The 17,297-nt window shown below is 65.1% G+C and carries 15 protein-coding genes; all 15 read right to left on the bottom strand.

What is annotated here, in order from left to right; translation table 11 throughout:
- Positions 1-122: 122 nt before the first annotated feature.
- The 15 genes from leuS to topA are packed head-to-tail and all read right to left on the bottom strand — an operon-like array spanning position 123 to position 17,252.
- The gene (gene leuS, locus BN3266_RS08895) at positions 123-2,528 is read right to left on the bottom strand and encodes a leucine--tRNA ligase (RefSeq protein WP_059004877.1); all 2,406 of its coding nucleotides are present in this window, start codon (positions 2,526-2,528) and stop codon (positions 123-125) included.
- Between the two features lie 59 nt (positions 2,529-2,587).
- Positions 2,588-2,941 carry a ribosome silencing factor gene (gene rsfS, locus BN3266_RS08890; RefSeq protein WP_059004876.1) on the bottom strand — a complete coding sequence of 118 codons (354 nt, stop codon included), beginning with the start codon at positions 2,939-2,941 and terminating at the stop codon, positions 2,588-2,590.
- Positions 2,942-2,969: 28 nt separating this feature from the next.
- Positions 2,970-4,103 (bottom strand): LCP family protein, encoded by a 1,134-nt coding sequence (locus BN3266_RS08885; RefSeq protein WP_082671757.1) that lies wholly within the window; start codon positions 4,101-4,103, stop codon positions 2,970-2,972.
- A 1-nt stretch (position 4,104) separates the two neighbouring features.
- Positions 4,105-4,671 carry a bis(5'-nucleosyl)-tetraphosphatase (symmetrical) YqeK gene (gene yqeK / locus BN3266_RS08880; protein WP_021658457.1) on the bottom strand — a complete coding sequence of 189 codons (567 nt, stop codon included), beginning with the start codon at positions 4,669-4,671 and terminating at the stop codon, positions 4,105-4,107.
- Positions 4,668-5,276 (bottom strand): nicotinate (nicotinamide) nucleotide adenylyltransferase, encoded by a 609-nt coding sequence (nadD, locus tag BN3266_RS08875; RefSeq protein ID WP_059004874.1) that lies wholly within the window; start codon positions 5,274-5,276, stop codon positions 4,668-4,670. The genes yqeK and nadD overlap by 4 nt, the downstream gene beginning before the upstream one ends.
- Positions 5,277-5,298: 22 nt before the next feature.
- A complete protein-coding gene (locus tag BN3266_RS08870) occupies positions 5,299-5,586 on the bottom strand; it encodes a YhbY family RNA-binding protein (RefSeq protein ID WP_059004873.1) in 288 nt (95 codons plus the stop codon).
- A 47-nt stretch (positions 5,587-5,633) separates the two neighbouring features.
- Positions 5,634-6,221, bottom strand: a complete 588-nt coding sequence (locus BN3266_RS08865) for an XTP/dITP diphosphatase (protein ID WP_059004872.1) — start codon at positions 6,219-6,221, stop codon at positions 5,634-5,636.
- A 35-nt stretch (positions 6,222-6,256) separates the two neighbouring features.
- Positions 6,257-7,168 (bottom strand): signal recognition particle-docking protein FtsY, encoded by a 912-nt coding sequence (gene ftsY, locus BN3266_RS08860; protein WP_021658461.1) that lies wholly within the window; start codon positions 7,166-7,168, stop codon positions 6,257-6,259.
- Positions 7,169-7,195: 27 nt separating this feature from the next.
- The gene (locus BN3266_RS08855) at positions 7,196-7,516 is read right to left on the bottom strand and encodes an MGMT family protein (protein ID WP_059004871.1); all 321 of its coding nucleotides are present in this window, start codon (positions 7,514-7,516) and stop codon (positions 7,196-7,198) included.
- A 48-nt stretch (positions 7,517-7,564) separates the two neighbouring features.
- Positions 7,565-11,134 carry a chromosome segregation protein SMC gene (smc, locus tag BN3266_RS08850; RefSeq protein WP_059004870.1) on the bottom strand — a complete coding sequence of 1,190 codons (3,570 nt, stop codon included), beginning with the start codon at positions 11,132-11,134 and terminating at the stop codon, positions 7,565-7,567.
- 4 nt (positions 11,135-11,138) lie between these two features.
- Positions 11,139-12,131, bottom strand: a complete 993-nt coding sequence (locus tag BN3266_RS08845; protein ID WP_059004869.1) for an elongator complex protein 3 — start codon at positions 12,129-12,131, stop codon at positions 11,139-11,141.
- Complete coding sequence (rnc, locus tag BN3266_RS08840; protein ID WP_021659814.1) at positions 12,128-12,805, bottom strand: ribonuclease III; 678 nt, start codon at positions 12,803-12,805, stop codon at positions 12,128-12,130. The genes BN3266_RS08845 and rnc overlap by 4 nt, the downstream gene beginning before the upstream one ends.
- Positions 12,805-13,824, bottom strand: coding sequence for a phosphate acyltransferase PlsX (gene plsX, locus BN3266_RS08835; protein WP_059004868.1), 1,020 nt, complete (start codon positions 13,822-13,824; stop codon positions 12,805-12,807). Before plsX ends, rnc begins: the two co-directional genes overlap by 1 nt.
- Positions 13,825-13,842: 18 nt before the next feature.
- Entirely contained in the window at positions 13,843-15,165 is a 1,323-nt protein-coding gene (gene trmFO, locus BN3266_RS08830) for a methylenetetrahydrofolate--tRNA-(uracil(54)-C(5))-methyltransferase (FADH(2)-oxidizing) TrmFO (RefSeq protein ID WP_059004867.1), read from the bottom strand.
- Positions 15,162-17,252: a type I DNA topoisomerase gene (gene topA / locus BN3266_RS08825; protein WP_059004866.1), complete on the bottom strand. Its 2,091-nt coding sequence runs from the start codon at positions 17,250-17,252 to the stop codon at positions 15,162-15,164. The genes trmFO and topA overlap by 4 nt, the downstream gene beginning before the upstream one ends.
- Positions 17,253-17,297: the final 45 nt, after the last annotated feature.

Genomic DNA, 17,297 nt, shown 5'->3' with positions numbered 1-17,297 from the left:
ACCGGCAGGCGCAACTTGTATAACAGAGACTATTATACAATGCCCTGCCAAGGGCTGTCAATAGCTTGCAGGGGGCAAGTTGGAAAAATTCAAAAAGCAAACGGTTTCCAGCAAAAAACTCCCTATTTGATGACGATGTTCACCAGCCGGCCGGGGACGTAGATCTCGCGGATGGGCATCTTCCCCACCAGCGCCTCGGCGATGGCGGCGTTGTCCTTGGCGATCTGGATGGCAGTCTCTTTGTCGCAGTTGACCGGCACCACGATCTTGGCCCGCACCTTGCCGTTGACCTGCACCGCCAGCTCCACCGTCTCGTCGACGCACTTGCTCTCATCGAAGAGCGGCCACTTCTCCTTGGCCAACATGGGGCCAAAGCCGTGCTTCTCGTACATCTCCTCGGTGAGGTGGGGGGCAAAGGGGTTGAGGATGACCAGGAAGTCGTGCAGCTCGTCCTTGGTGATCCCCTTCTTGGCGTAGATCTCGTTGATGAGGGCCATCATGGCGGCGATGGCGGTGTTGAACTTGAGGTTTTCGATGTCCTCGGTCACCTTTTTGATGGTCTTGTGGAAGCTGACCTCCAGCTCTTTGGAGTAGCCCTCGCCCGGGATGAGCAGCTTGGAGAGCCCCCAGACCCGGTCCAAAAACCGGCTGCAGCCCTTGATGGAGTCGGCGCTCCAGGGGGCGGCCTTCTCAAAGTCGCCGATGAACATCTCGTACAGCCGCATGGTGTCGGCCCCGTACTGGTCGACGATGTCGTCTGGGTTGACCACGTTGCCGCGGGACTTGGACATCTTCTCCCCGTTCTCACCCAGAATCATGCCGTGGCTGGTGCGCTTGGCATAGGGCTCTTTGGTGGGGACCACCCCGATGTCGTAGAGGAACTTGTGCCAGAAGCGAGAGTAGAGCAGGTGCAGGGTGGTGTGCTCCATCCCCCCGTTGTACCAGTCCACCGGCAGCCAGTACTCCAGCGCCTCCTTGCTGGCGATCTCCTGATCGTTGTGGGGGTCGCAGTAGCGCAGGAAGTACCAGGAGGAACCCGCCCACTGGGGCATGGTGTCGGTCTCCCGCTTGGCGGGCCCGCCGCAGTGGGGGCAGGTGGTGTTGACCCAGTCGTCGAGCTTGGCCAGGGGGGACTGCCCGTCCTCGGTCTGGTGAAAGTCGGCCACCTCGGGCAGTTTCAGGGGCAGTTCGGACTCGGGCAGCGGCACCCAGCCGCACTTCTCGCAGTAGACCATGGGGATGGGCTCGCCCCAGTAGCGCTGGCGGCTGAAGACCCAGTCGCGCAGCTTGAAGTTGACCTTGGGGTGGCCCTTGCCCTCTTTTTCCAGCCAGGCGATGATGGCCTTCTTGGCCTCCTCCACCTTCATGCCGTCCAGGAAGCCGGAGTTGACCATCACCCCGGTGGCGCAGTCGGTGAACGCCTCTTTCTCCACGTCGCCGCCGGCCACCACCTCGACGATGGGCAGGTCGAAGGCCTTGGCGAAGTCGTAGTCGCGGGTGTCGTGGGCGGGCACCGCCATGATGGCGCCGGTGCCGTAACTCATGAGCACGTAGTCGGAGATGAAGATGGGGATCTCCTTGCCGCTGGCCGGGTTGATGGCCCGCACCCCCTCGATCTCGACGCCGGTCTTCTCCTTTTGCATCTCGGTGCGCTCAAAGTCGGACTTGCGGGCCGCCTTCTCGCGGTACTCCAGCAGCGCGGGCATGTTGGTGATCTGCCCGGCCCACTGGTCGATGTAGGGGTGCTCGGGGGAGAGGACCATATAGGTGGCCCCAAACAGGGTGTCGGGGCGGGTGGTGTAGACGGTGAGCTTCTCCCCGGCGGTGGTGGTGAAGTCCACTTCGGCGCCGGTGGAGCGGCCGATCCAGTTGATCTGGGAGCTCTTGACCCGGTCGATGTAGTTGACCTCTTCCAGATCGTCGATCAGCCGCTGGGCGTACTCGGTGATCTTCAGCATCCACTGGCTCTTTACCTGGCGGATGACCTCGCCCCCGCAGCGCTCGCAGACGCCGCCGACCACCTCTTCGTTGGCCAGCACCACCTTGCAGGAGGTGCAGAAGTTGACGGCCATCTCCTTTTTGTAGGCCAGCCCCCGCTTGTACAGCTGCAGGAAGATCCACTGGGTCCACTTGTAGTAGCTGGGGTCGGTGGTGTTCACCTCCCGGTTCCAGTCAAAGGAGAGGCCCAGGGACTTGAGCTGCTCTTTGAAGTGGGCGATGTTTTTGGCCGTGACGATCTCGGGATGGATGCCGGTTTTGAGGGCGTAGTTCTCGGTGGGCAGGCCAAAGGCGTCCCACCCCATGGGGTAGAGGACATTGTACCCCTCCAGCCGGCGCTTGCGCGCCACGATGTCCAGCGCGGTGTAGCTGCGGGGGTGCCCCACGTGCAGGCCCTGCCCCGAGGGGTAGGGGAACTCCACCAGGGGGTAAAACTTGGGTTTGGAAAAGTCGGTGGTGGCGGCAAAGACATTCTCCTCGTCCCACCGATCCTGCCATTTCTTTTCGATCTGTTTGAAATCGTAGCTCAAAACTGTATCCTCCCTCAAAACGCCCCAAAGGCCGCGGTCTCCCGCGGCTTTTGGCTGCCTTATTTTTTCAGTTCGTCAATGGCCACCGGCTTGCCGTCGGCCCAGAGCCGCTCGAGCCCGTAAAACTCGCGGGACTCCTTGTGGAAGACGTGGACGATCACGTCGCCGTAGTCCAAGACGATCCACCCGGCGGACTGGTAGCCCTCGATCCGGTCCGGCTCCACCCCGTTTTGTCCCAGGAAGAAATCCACCTGGTCGGCCAAGGCCTTCACCTGGGTGGTGCTGGTGCCCTCGCAGAGGACGAAGTAGTCCCCCAGGGTGGACACCTTGGAGATGTCGAGGACCTTGATGTCCCCGGCTTTTTTGTCTTCTAGCGCCTGCACAGCCAGTGCGGCGATCTCTCTTGCAGTCATTCTCTGCTCCCTTTTCATCAATTGGTCTTTACTCGCCGCTGGTGGCGCTGGAGGAGGCGGCCGAACTGCTGCTCTCCTTGCCGGAAATGGTGTCTTTGCCCGGCTTGGCCCCGCCCAACAGATCGTCGATGGTGTTGCCGTTTTTGTCGTACCAGGAGGAGGAGTTGGCCACCTCGGGGCAGGTCAGCTTTTCAGCCGGCACCGCCTCGGTGTGGGGGCGAAACTTCTCGTTGAGGAGGTTTGCCAGCTCCTCTTTGTGCACCGAGTAGATGGACAGCCCCGCCTTGGAGTAGGCGGGCTCGCCGGGCACCATGTACATCTCGACTTGCGAGAGGTCCAGCTTGGATGCCTTCTGGGCGTAGTTCAGGATGTCGGCGCCGGTCAGGTCGGTCTCGACCTTGTCGTAGCACAGCCCCACCAACTTGATCATCTCGTTGGTGGAGAGCTTGGTGATCTTCTCCATCCCCGCGGCGATGAAGAGGCGCTGGGCCTTGACCCGGCCCAGGTCGCCCTCGGCGTAGAGTTCGCGGGAGCGGACAAAGCACTGGGCCTGCTCACCGTTGAGGGTCTGCTGGCCGGCTTTGATTTCAAGTCCCTCGTCGACGATGGTCACATCGTAGGGGACGTTCATCTCGATGCCGCCGATGGCGTCCACCGCGTCGATGAAGGTCTGCATGGTGATGGTGATGTAGTGGTCGATGGGCAGCTGGTACTGGGTGGTGATGTAGTTGACCAGGTTGAGGATGTGCTTGTCCTTGTTCTCCCCGCGGGAGAAGACGGCGTTGATCTTGCCCGAGGGGATGTCGTCGCCCACGTAGGTGTCCCGCGGGATCTGCAGGATGTGGGCGGTCCCGTCCTCCATATTGAAGTTGACCACCATGATGACGTCGGTGAGCTCGTGGTCGGCGTATTCGGGGCGGGAGGTGTCGTTGTCGGTGCCGACGATGAGGATGTTCACCGACTTCTCCTGCACCGCCTGCGAGTTGCCGTATTCAGACATGTCCGCGCCGCCGAAGAGGTTGGAGTGCAGCAGCACGTACACCGCCGTTCCCCCCGCTACCACCAGGGCCAAAACCACCGTGGTGACGATGAGCGCGATCTTCTTTTTTCTGTTGCCGGTCTTCTTGCCTTTGTGGGGGGTCTCCCGCATCCTCTTTGCCATGTTACTCTCCCTCGATGTAGTGGTTATACGCCGTGACCGACCCCTCGAAGATGGGGCGGCCCCTCTGGGCCAGGTAGATCAAATTGTTCTGCAGGGCCCAGGCCATAGCGCGGTTTAAATCGGTAAAACAGAGCTGTCGCAGCTGCTCCACCCCGGCGAAGGTCCGCTCGGGGCCGGTCATGTCCGCCAGAAAGACGATCTCCTCCTCCGCCGACATGTTGGGCCGGCCGGTGGTGTGATAGAAGATGGCGTCGAGCACCCGGGCATCGGTGATGCCGAAGTGCTCCCTGGCAAAAGCTGCCGCCGCCGGCCCGTGCAGCAGCGCGCGGCTGCTGCGGGCCAAGGCATTGTTTATTATAGCAAACTCTCTGCACCAATGCAACAAAGTGTCCAGGCTTTCCTCCTTCATGCAGTCGTGCAGCCAGGCCGCCCGCAGACAGACATCCTCGTCGGCCCCGTGGCGCCGCGCCAGGGCGCCGGCCTGCTCCACCACGTTTTTGGTGTGGCGGTAGCGCTCGTCGGAGAGGTGGGCCTTGACGTACTCGCGGTAGGGTTTATAGGGGTTCACTTTCCATCCTCCCCTCGGTAGAGGCGGCGCTCCTCGATGTAGCGCAGCACCGCCGGGTCCAAATAGTCCGACACGTCCTCCCCGGCCGCAAGCCGGGCCCGCAGCCAGGTGGAGGAGACCTCCAGCGGGGGGGCGTCCACCAGCAGGAAGGTCCCCCCCTCGGCCCGCAGGGAGTCGGCCGCCCCCTGCAGGGCGGCGCGGTCGTCCTCCCGCCGCGGGGCCACACAGAAGGCCGCCATCCCCAGCAGTTCCCGGTAGCGGTGCCACTGGCGAAAACTCAAGAGCATGTCGCTGCCCATGAGGAAGAAGAGCCGGTCTTCAGGCCAGCGGCGGTGGAACTCCGCCAGGGTGTCGAAGGTGTAACTCCGCCCGCCCCGGCGCAATTCCACGTCGCTGATCTCCACCGGGACCCCCCAGTCGCAGAGGGCGGCCATCTCCAGCCGCTGGGCGGGGCTGGCCCCCGCCGCCGGGGCCTTGTGGGGGGGCTGAAAGGTGGGCACCACAACGCAGCGCGCAAGGCCCAGCGCCCGGCAGATGGTCCCCACCAGCAGGGTGTGCCCCCGGTGGGGCGGGTTGAAGGTGCCGCCAAAAATCGCCGTATCCATCTCGCTCGCGTCCTCCCTCGCCTTACAGGGTGTAGGCGGAGTCCTTTTTCTTCTGCTTGAAGAGGACGAACTTGGTGCCGATGACCTGCACCACCTCGCTCTTTGTGTACTCGGCCAGCTCGGCCGCCGCCTCGCGGGGGGTGTAGGGGCTGTTTTCCAGCACCCGGCCCTTGATCAGCTCCCGGGAGGCCAGGGCGTCGGCCACCTGCTTGGTGACCGCCGGCTCGACCCCGTTCTTGCCGATTTGGACGATGGTGTCCAGGCCGTTGGCGCGGCCCTTCAAATACGCTCTCTGTTTGCTTGTCAACATGGTCGCAGTTCCTCTCTATCTCTCACGGGCCGGGCCGGCGGCACGGCTCACAGGTACTTTTTCAGCTCTTCCACAAAGAGCCGCAGGGCCTTGCCCCGGTGGCTCATGGCGTCCTTCTCCTCGGGGGGGATGCTGGCAAAGCTCCGCCCCTCCCCCACCTGGAAGATGGGGTCGTAGCCAAAGCCGTTGTAGCCGATGCGCTGGTGGGCGATCTGCCCCACGCACTCGCCCCGGGTGTGAAAGCTGCGCCCGTCGGGGAAGACGATGGTGATGACGCTGACAAAGCGGGCGGTGCGCCCCTCGTCGGGGACGTCTTTGAGGGCCGCCAGCAGTTTGTCCACATTCTCGTCGTCGGTGGCGTTCTCCCCGGCGTAGCGGGCCGAGTAGACCCCCGGCGCGCCGTCCAAGCAGTCCACCGAAAGGCCGCTGTCGTCGGCCACCGCCGGCAGGCCGGTCAGATCGCAGATGGCCTGGGCCTTGATGCGGGAGTTCTCTTCAAAGGTGGTGCCGGTCTCCTCGATCTCCTGGCGGATGCCGGCCTCCTTTAAAGAGACGCACTCCACCCCGTAGGGCTCCAGGATGCGGTGGAATTCCCGCACCTTTTTGTCGTTGTTGGTGGCGATGAGCAATTTCACAGCCTCTGTCCTCCTATTTGTTGTCGTCTGGGGCGCTACTCCTCGCAGAAGAGGGCGTCCACAAAGGTCTGGGCGTCAAAGGGCTGCAGGTCGTCGACCTGCTCCCCCACCCCGATGTACCGCACCGGCAGCCCCAACTGGTCCTTGATGGCCACCACCACCCCGCCCTTGGCGGTGCCGTCGAGCTTGGTGAGGACGATGCCGGTCAGGTCGGTGACCTCCATAAACTGCTTGGCCTGGTTGACCCCGTTCTGGCCGGTGGTGGCGTCGAGCACCAAGAAGGTCTCCTTCTTGCTGTCGGCGGCCTCCCGGTCAATGACCCGGTTGATCTTGGCCAGTTCGTCCATGAGGTTTTTCTTGTTGTGCAGCCGCCCGGCGGTGTCGCAGATGAGGACGTCCACCCCCCGGGCCTTGGCGGCGGCCACCCCGTCGTAGATGACGGCGGCGGGGTCGCTCCCCTCCTGGTGGGCGATGACGTCGCAGCCGCTGCGCTGCCCCCAGACTTGCAGCTGGTCGATGGCCGCGGCGCGGAAGGTGTCGGCCGCGCTCAAAAGCACCGTGTGCCCCTGGTTTTTGAGCAGGGCGGCCAACTTGCCGATGGTGGTGGTCTTGCCCACCCCGTTGACCCCGATGACCAGCAGCACCGTGGGCTTGGTGGTAATCTCCAAAGCGGTGTCGCCCTGGAGGATGTCCAACAGGACCCCTTTCAGGTAGCGGCGGATCTCCTTGGGGTCGGTGACCCGGTCGCGCTTGACGGCCTCCCGCAGCTTCTCCACGATCTTGAGGGAGGTGTCCACCCCCACGTCGGCCATGATGAGGGTCTCTTCAATTTCCTCGAAGAGGTCCTCGTCGATTTTGGTAAAGCTGGCGGCAATGCCGCCCAGGGCCCCGGCAAAGGAATCCCGGGTCTTTTGCAGCCCCTTTTTAAATTTGTCAAACAGCCCCATGCTGCGCCTCCTCTCAAGCGGTTGCACTCATTCGGTCTTCAGGGTACCATCCCAGCGGTATCTCTGCAGGTCCACCCGCCGGTCGGGGGTGATTTCGACCCCCTCCGCCTCCAGCAGGAGACGCTGTTCGTCCAGGGGGCCAAAGGTCCCCTCCGGCGCCAGGCGGCCGTCTCTCCCCACCACCCGGTGGCAGGGGACGCCGGCGCCCGCGGGGCAGCGGCGCATAGCGCCGCCCACCACCCGCGAGGCCCGGGGGCTGCCGGCGAGAAAGGCCAGCTGGCCGTAAGTGGCCACCCGGCCCCGGGGGATCTGTCGGGCCAGGGCGTAGACGGTCTGGTAAAAGTTCATCTGCCCACCCCTTTTATGGTATGTATTTCCCGGGGAAAAAGCCGCCGGCTAGTTCACAAATTCGGACCCCACCTCGGATACGTCCAGCTTCAGCAGCTTGGAGACCCCCTCCTCCTGCATGGTGACGCCGTAGAGGACGTCCGCCTCCTCCATGGTGCCGCGGCGGTGGGTGATGCAGATGAACTGGGTCTCCCCCGACATGGTGCGCAGATAGGCGGCGTACTTGTTGACGTTCACGTCGTCCAGGGCGGCCTCGATCTCGTCGAGGATGCAGAAGGGCGACGGGTGGACGGTGAGGATGGCGAAGTAGATGGCGATGGCCACAAAGGCCTGCTCGCCGCCGGAGAGGGATTGGAGGTTGTTGATGATCTTCCCCGGCGGGGCCACCTGGATGTCGATGCCCGACTCGAGGACGTTTTCCGGGTCGGTGAGGCTGAGGGCCGCCTTCCCCCCGCCGAAGAGGTCGACGAAGATGCGGCTGAAGTGGCGGTTGATCTGGGAGAAGTTCTCCTCAAAACGGGCGATCATCTCCTTGGTGAGGGCGGCGATCAGCTTGTGCAGGCTGTTCTTGCTCTCCTCCACATCCGCGATCTGGGCGCTCATGAAGGAAAACCGCTCCTTCTCGGCCCGGTACTCCTCGATGGCGTCCAGGTTGACCGAGCCCAGGGCCCGCATCTTCCCCTTGAGGGAGGCCAGGCGGCGCTTGGCCTCCCCCTCGTCCTCCAGGGGGCGGGCCTCCTGCTCGGCCTGGCTGCGGGTCAGCTCATACTGGTCGTAGAGGTCGGCCACGATCTTGTCGTAGTCCTGCTGCATGGTCTGCTTGCGCTCCTCCAGCCGGGCCAGCTCCCTGGCCACCCCGTCCTTGTCGGACTGGATGGACTTTTGTTCCTGGCGGTTTTGCACCGCCTCCTGTTCCAGGGACTGGCGGCGCTGGGAGATCTGGTGGATGGCGGCGCGGCGCTCGGCGATCCGCCCCATGAGGTCGCTGTTTTGCTCGGCCAGCTCGGCGATGTCCCGGTCGATCTTCTCGCTGCGGGCCTTGGCCGCCTCGATCTGGGCGAGGATCTCCTCTCTCTGCTTGCTGCTGCCCAGCTTGGTCTGCTGCAGGGAGATGATCTCCTCCCCCCAGACCAGGGTGTCCTTCTGCAGTCCGGCGATCTCCATCTTCTGCTCGGCGATCTCGTCGAGGATGGCCTGCCGGGCGTCGGTAAAGGCCTTGGCGGAGGTGGAAAGGGCGGCCAGCTCGCCGTCGAGTTTCTGGTAGAGGGCGGTGGTCTGCTCCTGCTCGGTGAGCAGGGCGTCCATCTCCCCCTCCAACTTCTCCAGGTAGGTGCGCTGGGCGAGGGCGTCCCGCTCCAGCCCCTCCAACTGGCTGCCCGCCTGCTCGAGGTACTGGCCGATGCGGGCCAGCTCGCCCTCGCAGCGGATCTTGTCCTGCCCGGCGGTGATGAGCTCGCTCTGGGCGCCCTCCATCACCGCCTGCAGCCGGGCCAGCTCCTCCCGCAGCTCCCGCTCCTCCCCGGTCAGTTCGGCCAGGCGGGCCTGCTGTTTGGCCGCCCCCTCCCGCAGGGCGGTGAGTTCGCTCTCGCGGGAGAAGACGCCGGTGGTCTTGGAGAGGGAGCCGCCGGTGAGACTGCCCCCGGCGTTGACCACCTGGCCGTCGAGGGTGACCACCTTGAAGCGGTAGCCAAAGGCCTTGGCCAGGGCCACGGCGGTGTCCAGATCCTCCACCACGGCTGTGCGGCCCAACAGATTTTCGGCGATGGGGCGCAGCCGCTCGTCGCAGTCCACCAGCTCGCTGGCGACCCCCACGTAGCCGTCCCAGTCGTCCAGTCCCCGCTCGCTGAGCGAGCGGCCGCGGATGACCGTCAGGGGGAGGAAGGTGGCCCTGCCCCCCCGCTGCTGTTTCAAAAACTGGATGGCCGCCTTGGCCGCCCCCTCGTCCTGGCAGACGATGTTCTGGGCGGCGGCCCCCAGGGCCACCTCAATGGCGGTGGCATAGGCGCGCTCGACCTTGAGCAGGGTGGCCACCGGGCCCAAAATGCCCCGCAGCTTCCCCTCCTTGGCCGAGAGGGTCACCTTCTTGACGCTGTAGGCAAAGCCCTCCATGTTGTCCTTCAGGTCCTGCAGGACCTTCATCTTGTTCTGGGCGTCGGTGCAGGCGGCCCGCAGGCGGTCCAGCTCCTCTTTCGCCCGGCGGTGCTGCTGCTGGCGGCTCTCCCACTTGAGGGCGTAGCCGTCCTTGGTGTTCTGGGCGGAGGTCAGCTGTTCCACCACCTGTTCGAGCTGCTGGGCGACCTCTTTCCTTTCGGCCTCGGCCTTCTGCACCTCGCCGGTCAAGAGATTCCTCTTCTCCCCCAGGTCCTGTAAAACGGCCTGGGAGCGGGCCCGATTGTCGGCCCCGGCGTGCAGCCGCACCTTGATTTCGCTGAGCTCCACCGAGTAGCCCGAGAGGGCGGACGTCAGCTCCTCCACCCGCTCCTGGGTGGAGGAGTTTTGCACCACCAGCCCGGAGAGGGTCTCCTCCCGCTCGGCGATCTCCCGCTCCCGCTGGGCGGCCAGGGCGCGGCTCTTCTCGATGAGGGCCTGCTTGTCGGCGATCTTCTGGTCGATGTCCTCCCCCCGGCGGGCCAGGTCCTCCATCTCCCGCCGGTGGCGCTCCACCTCTTCGCCGGCGTGCTTCTGCTCGTTTTGCAGCACCAGCACGCTGGCCTCGTTCTGGTTGATCTGGGCGCCCAGCTCGGCGATGTCGGCGTTGACCTCCTCGATTTCCGAGGCGCAGCGGTTCATCTGCCGGTAGAGCTCCTCATTTTTCTGGTCCATGCCGTCGATCTTCTGCTGCATGGTCTCAAAGTCCCGCTGGGCCAGGAGGAGCTTGTCCTCCTGCTGGCGCAGCAGCTGCCGCGATTTGGCCAGGGTGTAGACCCAGAGGGAGACCTCCAGCTGCCGCCGCTCCCCGGCCAGCTGCAGAAACTGGCTGGCCTTTTCGCTCTGCACCCGCAGGGGCTCCAGGCGGCTCTCCACCTCCTGCAGGATGTCCCGCAGCCGCAGCAGGTTTTCCTCGGCCCGCTCCAACTTGCGCTCGGCCTCGTTTTTCTTGTAGCGGTATTTGGCGATGCCGGCGGCCTCTTCAAAGATCTCCCGCCGCTGTTCGCTCTTGGCGCTGACGATTTCGGAAATTTTGCCCTGGGAGATGATGGAGTAGCCGTCCTTGCCCAGGCCGGTGTCCATGAACAGCTCGTGCACATCCTTGAGGCGGACGGCCTGGCCGTTGATGCGGTACTCGCTCTCGCCCGAGCGGTAGAGCTTGCGCAGCACCGTGACCTCCTCGGCCTGCATGCCCGCCAGCTTCCCGTCGGCGTTGTCGATGACCAGGGCCACCTGGGCAAACCCCATGGGGGAGCGGGCCTGGGTGCCGCCGAAGATGACGTCCTGCATCTTGGCCCCCCGCAGGGATTTGCTGGACTGCTCGCCCAGCACCCAGCGCATGGCGTCGGACAGGTTGCTCTTGCCGCTGCCGTTGGGCCCCACCACGGCGGTGAAGCCGTGGTCAAATTCCAGCCGGGTCTTGTCCGGGAAGGACTTGAACCCGTAAATTTCCAGTGCCTTTAAAAACAAACTCTCACATCCTCCGGATGGTGTAGGGCGCCACCGCCCCGTCTTCGTATACCTTGATGCGCTGCCCCCGCTCGGCCAGGGCCCGGCGGTTTCCCCCCCGGTGCCCCACCGCCTTGGAGGCGTGGCCCGGGGCCACCCCCAGCCGGTACTCCCCGGCGGGGAGACCGGCCAGCGCTTCGCCCAGCAGGGCGGCGTACCGCCTGCTCTCGCAGAGTTCCCGAAAGGCCGGGTGAAAGGGGCCCGCCACCCAGCCCTTGGCCAGGCTCTCGTCCGGGTGCAGCCCCACCCGGATGACCCGGATGCGCGCGCTGTCAAAAAGCCGCAGAAGCGCGGCGGTCTGTTCCACCGCCTCTTCCAGCGAAAGGGGCGCGTATGCGCCTTTTTCATAGAGCGCGCAGAGTTCGGTGTCCCGCATCACCAGGGTGGGGTAGATGCGCACCGTGTCGGGGACCAGGGCGACAAACGCCTCGGCAGTGCGCCGGTCGGTCTCCCGGTCGGCGCCAGGGAGGCCGGTCATCATCTGCAGCCCCAGTTCCAGCCCGGCGGCGCGGACGGCCCGGCAGGCGGCGCGGACATCCTCCGCCGTGTGGCCCCGCCGGTTTTTCGCCAGCACCCCGTCGTCCATGCACTGGGCCCCCAGCTCCACCGCAGTGACCCCGCGGGCGGCCAGGTGGCGGGCCATCGGCCCGTCCAGGCAATCGGGCCGGGTGGAGAGGCGGATGCCCGCAGCCTGGCCCCGGCGGACAAAGGGCTCGGCCACGTCCAGCAGCGCCTCCCGGTAGGCCGGGTCGACGGCGGTGAAACTGCCCCCGAAAAAGGCGATCTCGCAGTGCGCCCCGTCAAAGCCGGGGGCGCGCACCGCCCCTTCGAGCAGCCGGGCCACCTCCTCCGGGGAGGGAGCCCGGGCGGCCCCGGAGATGCGGTTTTGGTTGCAGAAACTGCACCTCTGGGGACAGCCCAGGTGGGGGATGAAGATGCCGATGTTGCCGTGTTTCACTCTTCCCCCATCAGCCGCAAGGCCTCTTTGGCGGCATCCTGCTCGGCCGCCTTTTTGCTGCGGCCCCGGCCGGTGGAGAAGACGTTGTTGTCCAAAATCACCTGCACGGTGAAAATCTTGGCGTGGTCGGGCCCCTCCTCCCCCGCCAGGCGGTATTCCAGCTGGTCCTCGGGATTTTGCTGGACGATCTCCTGCAGGCGGGTCTTGTAGTCCACAAAGGGGGTGTAGGTGCGGTTGGAGAGGAGGGAGGACATGTTGCGCAGGATGAAGGCGGAGGCCGCTTCCATCCCCCCGTCCAGGTAGATGGCGGCGATCACCGCCTCAAAGGCGTCGGCCAGGATGGAGGGCCGGTCCCGGCCGCCGGAGAGGTCCTCCCCCCGGCCCAGACGCAGGTAGTCCCCCAGGTGGATGGCCCGCGCCAGGTCGCAGAGGGACTTCTCGCAGACCAGGGTGGCCCGCACCCGGGTCAGCTCCCCCTCGGGCATGTCGGTGAGGTTTTTGAAGATGTAGTCGCTCACCACGATGGAGAGGACCGCGTCCCCCAAAAACTCCAGCCGCTCGTTGTACTGCACGCCGGGCCCCCGCTCGTTGGCAAAGGAGGAGTGGGTGAGGGCCGTCTCGATGAGCTGCTTGTCGAGAAAGCTGTAGTGCAGGGTCCGCTCCAGTTTTTCCATTACTGCTCGCCCCCTTCGGCGGCCTTCTGCCGCATCTCGCCCAGGGCGGTCTCGATGGTGGAGATCACCCCGTTTTCCACCATGGTCTTGGCCTGGCGGATGGCGTTTTGAAACGCCTCGGCCCCCGAACTGCCGTGGGCCTTGATCACCGGCGCTTTTAGCCCCAACAGGGGGGCCCCGCCGTACTTCGAGTAGTCCATCTTGTCCTTAAAACCCTTCATCCCCCCGGCCATGGTCAGGGCGCCCAGCTTGGTGAGGGGGCTTTTGAACATCACCTTTTTCACCTCGCCCGCCATCATCTTGGCCAGCCCCTCGGTGAGTTTGAGGATGATGTTGCCGGTAAAACCGTCGCAGACCACCACGTCGGCCACCCCGAAGGGGATGTCCCGCGCCTCGGCGTTGCCGATGAAGTGCAGGGGCGCGCCCTGCATCAGCCGGTAGGTCTCCTGCTGCAAGGGGGTGCCCTTGTGGGGTTCAGTGCCGATGTTGGCGATCCCCACCTTGGGGGCGGCGATCCCCATGATCTTCTCCATGTAGGCCGATCCCATCACCCCGAACTGCACCAGCATCTCGGGGCGGCACTCGGCGTTGGCCCCCACGTCGGCCAGCAGGTAGGCGCCGGTGGCCGAGGGGATGACGGTGGTGAGGGCCGCCCGCTTGATCCCCTTGAGCCGCCCGACGATCATGGTCGCCCCCACCACCAGGGCGCCGGTGTTCCCGGCGGAGACAAAGGCGTCCCCCTCGCCGGATTTGAGCATCCGCAGCCCCTCGGCCATGGAGCAGTCGCCCTTCTCCTTCAAGACGGCGGTGGGCTCGTCCTCCATGGAGATCTGGGTGGGGGCGTGGCGGATGTCCAACCCCGACAGGTCGACCGACAGGGCGGCCGCCCGCTCGGTGAGCAGGGGCTCGTCCCCCACCAGGGTGATCTCCACCCCGTATTCGTCCCGGGCCAGCCGGGCCCCCTTGAGGGGCTCGTCGGGGGCGTTGTCGCCGCCCATGGCGTCAAAGATGATTCGCATGGTCCATTCCTCCCGTCTCTAGCTCTGTGTGGCCTCGGCCTCGCCCGCCGCCCGCAGATAGCCGCGCAGGCTGCAAAGGGCGCGGGCCGCCAGGGCGCCGTAGCGCTCCTGCTTGCCGCGGACGCGATTTTCCAGCGGGGGCAGCACCCCCATGTTGGCCCCCATGGGCTGAAAGTCTGCGTTCCCCCCGTCGCTGACATAGTGGGTCAGCGCCCCCAGCATGGTGTCGCGGGGCAGTTCCAGCAGAGGCTGGCCCCGGGCGGCGCGAAGGGCGTTTTTCCCCGCCAGGATGCCGCCGGCCGCGCTCTCGATATAGCCCTCGGTGCCGGTGATCTGCCCGGCAAAAAAGACCTTGGGGTGGCGCCGCAGGCAGAGGGTGGGGCACAGCAGTTTGGGGGAGTTGAGGAAGGTGTTGCGGTGCATCACCCCGTAGCGCATGAATTCGGCCTTTTCCAGCCCGGGGATCAGCGAGAACACCCGCTTTTGCTCGGGGAACTTGAGGTTGGTCTGAAAGCCCACCAGGTTGTAGAGGCTGCCCTGCACGTCCTCTTTTCGCAGCTGCACCACCGCCCAGGGGCGGTGGCCGGTGGCCGGGTCCCGCAGCCCCACCGGCCGCAGCGGCCCAAAGCGCAGGGTGTCGTGGCCGCGGGCGGCCATCACCTCCACCGGCATACAGCCCTCGTAGACCCCCACCTGTTCAAAGTCGTGCAGGGGGGCCCGCTCGGCGGACACCAGGGCGTCGATGAAGGCGTCGTACTCCTCCTTGTTCATGGGGCAGTTGAGGTAGTCGGCATCCCCCCTGCCGTAGCGGGCGGCGGCAAAGACCCGGTCCCGGTCAAGGGACTGGGCGGTGACGATGGGGGCCGCCGCGTCGTAAAAGCTGAGATAGTCCTCCCCAATCAAATCGGCGATGGCCGCCGACAGGGCGTCGGAGGTGAGGGGGCCCGAGGCGACCACGGTCCACTCATCCGGGTCGATGGCGGTGACCTCCCCCTCCACGACCTCGATGTTGGGGTGGCGGCGCACCGCCTCGGTGATCAAATCGGAAAACCGCACCCGGTCCACCGCCAGGGCGCCCCCGGCGGGGACCCGGGTCTCGTCGGCGGCCCGGCAGACCACCGAGCCCAGCAGCCGCATCTCGGCCTTGAGCAGCCCGGCGGCGCTCTCCACCCGCTCGGCCTTCAGGGAGTTGGAGCAGATGAGCTCGGCAAAGCCGGGGTACTGGTGGGCGGGGGTGTATTTTTGCGGCTTCATCTCGCAGAGGAGCACCCGCTCCCCCCCGTCTGCGATCTGCAGGGCCGCCTCACAGCCGGCCAGTCCGGCGCCGATGACCCGAATCATTCTGCCCGGTCCTCCCGCTCGTAGCCACAGCCCTCTTTGGCGCAGTAGATCTTGGCGTCCCTCCCGGTCTTTTTAAAGAGGGTGGCGCCGCACTTGGGGCAGGTCTCGGGGATGGGCAGGTCCCAGGTCATAAAGGAGCAGCTGGGGTTGTGCTCGCAACCGTAGAACTTCCGCCCCCGCTTGGATTTCTTCTCCAACATCTTGCCGCCGCAGAGGGGGCAGAGCCCGCCGGTCTCCACGGTGATGGCCTTGGTGTTTTTGCACTCGGGGAAGCCGGGGCAGGCCAAAAACTTGCCATAGCGGCCGGTCTTGATGACCATCTTGCGTCCGCAGAGCTCGCAGACGATGTCGGTCTCCTCGTCGGGCACCTTGAGGCGGGTGCCCTCCATGGCCTTCTCCGCCCTGTCCAGCGTCTCCTCAAACTCGCCGTAAAAGGCGTGCAGGACCTTGACCCAGTCGGCCTTCCCCTCCTCGATCTCGTCGAGGCTGCTCTCCATCCCCGCGGTGAACTTCACGTCGACGATGTTTTGAAAGTGCTCTTCCAGCAGCTGGGTGGTCACCTCCCCCAGACTGGTGGGGACCAGCATCTTCTGCTGGCGCTCCACATAGCCCCGGCCCAAAATGGTGGTGATGGTGGGGGCGTAGGTGCTGGGGCGGCCGATGCCGTTTTCCTCCATCGCCTTGATGAGGGTGGCCTCGGTGTAGCGGGGGGGCGGCTCGGTGAAGTGCTGGCCCAAGTCGATCTTGTCGGTGAGGATCTTCGAGTCCTTGCGGATGGGGGGGAGGGACTTCTCGTCGTCCTCGGCGGTGTCCTTCCCTTCGATGTAGACCTTGGTGAAGCCGTCGAAGCGGACGGTGAAGCCGGAGGCGCGGAAGTTGTACCCCTCCACCAGCAGGTTGACCGTCACCGTGTCCAGCAGGGAGGAGGCCATCTGGCTGGCGATGAACCGCTTCCAGATGAGGCTGTAGAGCCGGTACTGGTCGGGGCTCAGGGAGTCCTTGATCTGCATGGGGGTCAGGGAGGGCATGGTGGGGCGGATGGCCTCGTGGGCGTCCTGGGTGTTGGCCCCCTTGCGGGCCGAGTAGGCCCGGGGCTTTTCGGGGAGGTAGTCCTTCCCGTACTGCTTTTCAATGAAGGCGGTAGCCTCGTCCTGGGCGTCCTTGGAGATGCGCAGAGAGTCGGTCCTCATGTAGGTGATGAGGCCGACGGCCCCCATCCCCTCGATCTCAATGCCCTCGTAGAGCTGCTGGGCGGCCTGCATGGTGCGCCGGGACTGAAAGCCCAGTTTGCGCGAGGCCTCCTGCTGCATGGTGGAGGTGGTGAAGGGGGGCGAGGGGTTGCGCTTGCGGCTGCCCTTTTTGATGGAGTCGATGACGAATTCCCTGCCGGCAATGTCCTGGTAGATGGCCTGGGCGGCCGCCTCGTCGGGGATCTCGATCTTTTTGCCGCCCTTGCCCACCAGCTTGGAGGAAAAGGCGGCCTGCGAGCCCTCGACCCGGTGGCGGGCCTCCACGCTCCAGTACTCGGTGGGGACAAAGGCGCGGATCTCCTTCTCCCGGTCGACGATCAGCCGCACCGCTACCGACTGGACGCGGCCGGCGGAGAGGCCCTTGCGGACCTTGCGCCAGAGAAAGGGGCTCAGCTTGTAGCCGACGATGCGGTCGAGGATGCGCCGGGCCTGCTGGGCGTTGAAGAGGTCCATGTCGATGGTGCGGGGGGCCTTCATCCCGTTTTGGATGCCGGTCTTGGTGATCTCGTTGAAGGAGACTCGGTTGGGCTCGCTCACATCCAGGCCCAAAATCTGCGCCAGGTGCCAGGAGATGGCCTCCCCCTCCCGGTCGGGGTCGCTGGCCAGGTAGACCTTGTCGCTCTTTTTGGCGGCGGCCTTCAGCTCGTTGATCAGCTTGCCCTTGCCCTTGATGTTGATGTATTGGGGGGCAAAGTCGTGCTCGAAGTCCACCCCCATTTTGGTTTTGGGCAGGTCGCGCACATGGCCCATGGAGGCCACGACGCTGTAGCCCCGGCCCAGATATTTTTTAATGGTCTTTGCCTTGGCAGGCGATTCCACTATAACCAGTTTCGACAATCCATTCACTCCTCGTTTTTCGAGTGGGTTTCACACGGCCCTCGC

Origin of the sequence: Bittarella massiliensis (ex Durand et al. 2017) (assembly GCF_001486165.1) — a bacterium.
Taxonomy (GTDB): domain Bacteria; phylum Bacillota; class Clostridia; order Oscillospirales; family Ruminococcaceae; genus Bittarella; species Bittarella massiliensis.
Note: the sequence above shows the minus strand (reverse complement) of the source record. Positions and strands in the feature narration are given on the sequence as shown.